Here is a 3,153-nt window from a genome sequence, read left to right on the forward strand (position 1 = left end):
CCAGGCTGCGCACTTCCGACGCCACCACCGCGAAGCCCCGGCCCTGCTCGCCGGCCCGCGCGGCTTCCACCGCCGCGTTCAGCGCCAGGATGTTGGTCTGGAAGGCGATGCCGTCGATGACGCCGATGATGTCCACGATCTTGCGCGAGGAGGCATTGATCGAGCCCATGGTGTCGACCACCTGGCCCACCACGCTGCCGCCGCGCACCGCCACCTCGGAGGCCGAGACGGCCAGCTGGTTCGCCTGCCGCGCGTTGTCGGCGTTCTGCTTCACCGTGCTCGTGAGCTCTTCCATCGAGGCCGCGGTCTCTTCCAGCGAGCTCGCCTGCTCCTCGGTGCGCGACGACAGGTCCTGGTTGCCCGTGGCGATCTGGCCCGAGGCGGTCGCAATGGTGTCGGTGCCCGTGCGCACTTCGCCTACCACCCTCGACAGGCTGTCGTTCATGTGTTGCAGGGCCTGCATCAGCTGGCCGGTCTCGTCGCGGCTTTCCACCTGGATGCGCGCGCTCAAGTCACCGGCCGCCACCGTCTCGGCCACCTTCACGGCCTGGCCCAGCGGGCGAACGATGCCGACCGTCAGGCGCCAGGCCAGAAAGGCGCCCACGACCAGCGCGACAGCGGCCAGCACGGCCATCGAAGTGCGGCCGGCGTCGTGCTCTTCCTCGATGYTCTTCGCCGTGGCGTCGATCTGGGCGTGCTCGTGGGCGGCAAGGGCGCCGACTGCCTTTTCGTAGGTCGAGAGTCCGGCCGCGAACTGGTTGTCGGCCAGCTTGTTGGCGCCTTCCATGTCATTGGCGGCCTTGAGCTTGTTCAGGGTACCCAGCATCTCGAGCACGGTCCGCCGCGCATCGGCCACTTCGGCGTAGAGCTTCTTTTCCTCGGGCGAGGTCAGCAGTGTCTCCAGCTGTTTCTGGAGCGGGTTGATGAGCGCCTGGCCCGCGGTCAGCTCCTTCTTGAAATAGGCTTCGGTGGCGCTGTCGGTCGCCTTGACGATGGCGAAGGTGCGCACGATGCTGGCCGCGAGCAGCTTGGCCCATTCGCCGACCATGCGCTCCTTGACCAGCGGGCCTTCGACCATCTGATGCGTGGCGTTGCCGACATTGGCGAGGCGCAGCATGCCGGTCGCGGATATAAGGACGATCAGCACCAGCATGGCGGCGAAGCCGACGCCCAGGCGCGTGCCTATTTTCAGATCTCTCACACTCATGACACTCTTCTTTCAATGATCGAACGGATGGGTCGGGACGGCATCGCGCCCGGGTCTAGAACTCGGTCCAGTCGCCCGCGCCGGCCGTGGCGGGCCGGGGTGCGGGCGCGGCCGCCTTGGGACGCAGGGCCGGGGCGGATGCCTTGGCGCGTGCCCCGGGCGCGCTGACGGCGAGCGGCGTAGCGCGCACGGGGGCGCGGCTCGGTTCGGCCCCGGCGTCGTCGCCCAGCTTGAAGGTGCCGACGATCTGCGACAGATTGCCGGCCTGCGCCTGCAGCGATTGCGCCGCGGCCGAGGCCTCCTCGACCAGCGCCGCGTTCTGCTGCGTCACCTGGTCCATCTGCGTGACCGCCTGGTTGATCTGCTCGATCCCGGAGGTCTGCTCCTGGCTCGCCGCCGTGATCTCGCCCATGATGTCCGTCACGCGCTTCACGCTGCCGACGATCTCTTCCATGGTCTTGCCCGCTTCGGCCACCAGCGCGCTGCCCGCGCCGACCTTGCCCACCGAGTCGTCGATCAGGCCCTTGATCTCCTTGGCCGCGGCCGCCGAGCGCTGCGCGAGGYTGCGSACYTCGGCSGCCACSACCGCRAAGCCCYKGCCCTGCTCGCCSGCCCGSGCGGCTTCCACCGCCGCGTTCARCGCCAGGATGTTGGTCTGGAAGGCGATGCCGTCGATGACMCCGATGATGTCGACGATCTTCTTGGAAGAGGCATTGATGGACGCCATGGTGTCCACCACCTGGCTCACCACYTCGCCGCCCTTGACCGCCACTTCGGAGGCCGAGGCCGCCAGCTGGTTGGCCTGGCGCGCGTTGTCGGCGTTCTGCTTCACGGTCGAGGTCAGCTCTTCCATCGACGCCGCGGTCTGTTCCAGCGAACTGGCCTGCTCTTCGGTGCGCGACGACAGGTCCTGGTTGCCCGCCGCGATCTCCTGGGAGGCGACCACGATCGAGTCGGTCGAGGTCTTGATGCGCCCCACCAGGTCGGTCAAGGTGTCTTCCATCTCGCCCATGCCGCGCAACAGCCGGCCGAAATCACCGCCGCGATCGGTCTCGAATTCCTTGCTCAGGTCGCCGGAGGCCACGGTGTCGGCGATCAGCAGCGCCTCGTCGATCGGCTGCACGATGCTGCGCGTCAGCAGCCACGCCAGCAGCGAACCCAGCGCCAGCGCGGCCGCGGCGAGCGCGATCAGGTTGATGCGGCCTGCGCGATAGAGCRCATCGATCTCGGCCGCCGACTTGTCGATCTGCTCTTCTTCATGGGCCAGGATGCTGCGGATGCTGGCGTCGTAGCCGTCGAGCGTGGGCACCAGCTTGTCCCTGGCGATGCCCATCGCCTCCTCCTGCTTGCCGTCGGCCTTGAGCTTCAGGAGCATGTTCCGCAGCTCGATGTATTCGGCGCGCTTCTTCTTGATGTCTGCCGACAGCGCCAATTCCTCCGGCGAGCTCAGCAGCTCTTCGAGCTTCTTCTGGGTCTCGGAGATCGTGCTGCTGGTCTTGGCCATGCCCTTCTGCAGGTACTCCTGGACCTCGGGGTCGCCGGACTTCAGAAGCGAATAGGTGCGCACGCTGTTGGTGCTGGTGCCGAGCAGCCAGCTCGCGGCCAGCCGCTCCTTCGCCAGCGAGCGCTTCGCCATGTCGTGGGTGGCATCGCCCACCGCCTGCAGGCGCAGCACGCCGATGCACGCGATCGCGGCCACCAGGGCCAGGATCAAGGCGAACCCGGCACCCAGGCGGGTGCCGATCTTCCATTCTTTCATTCCATGCTCCGATCGATTCGTTGGTTGTCTCTGATGCTTCTGGCCGCTGCCGGCCTCAGGCGGCCAGCTTCTCGATCAGGCCCATGTCGTCGCTCGACATGAGCCGGTCGATGTCCACCAGGATCAGCATCCGCTCGTCCAGCGTCCCCAGCCCGATCAGGTAGTCCGTGTCCAGCACCGAGCCCAT

At 67.4% G+C, this 3,153-nt stretch carries 2 protein-coding genes and 1 pseudogene; all 3 read right to left on the reverse strand.

All coding sequences use genetic code 11. From position 1 onward, the window contains the following. Window positions 1-1,207: methyl-accepting chemotaxis protein (locus AC1D2K_RS32590; protein WP_478094309.1), on the reverse strand; the 1,207-nt coding region annotated here is incomplete at its 3' end. A 55-nt stretch (window positions 1,208-1,262) separates the two neighbouring features. Further along, a complete protein-coding gene (locus tag AC1D2K_RS32595; RefSeq protein WP_478094310.1) occupies window positions 1,263-2,966 on the reverse strand; it encodes a methyl-accepting chemotaxis protein in 1,704 nt (567 codons plus the stop codon). A gap of 55 nt (window positions 2,967-3,021) precedes the next feature. After that, window positions 3,022-3,153, reverse strand: a pseudogene (locus tag AC1D2K_RS32600) (chemotaxis protein CheW); the annotation flags it as partial.

Source organism: Variovorax sp. P1_H12_2 (assembly GCF_056405335.1).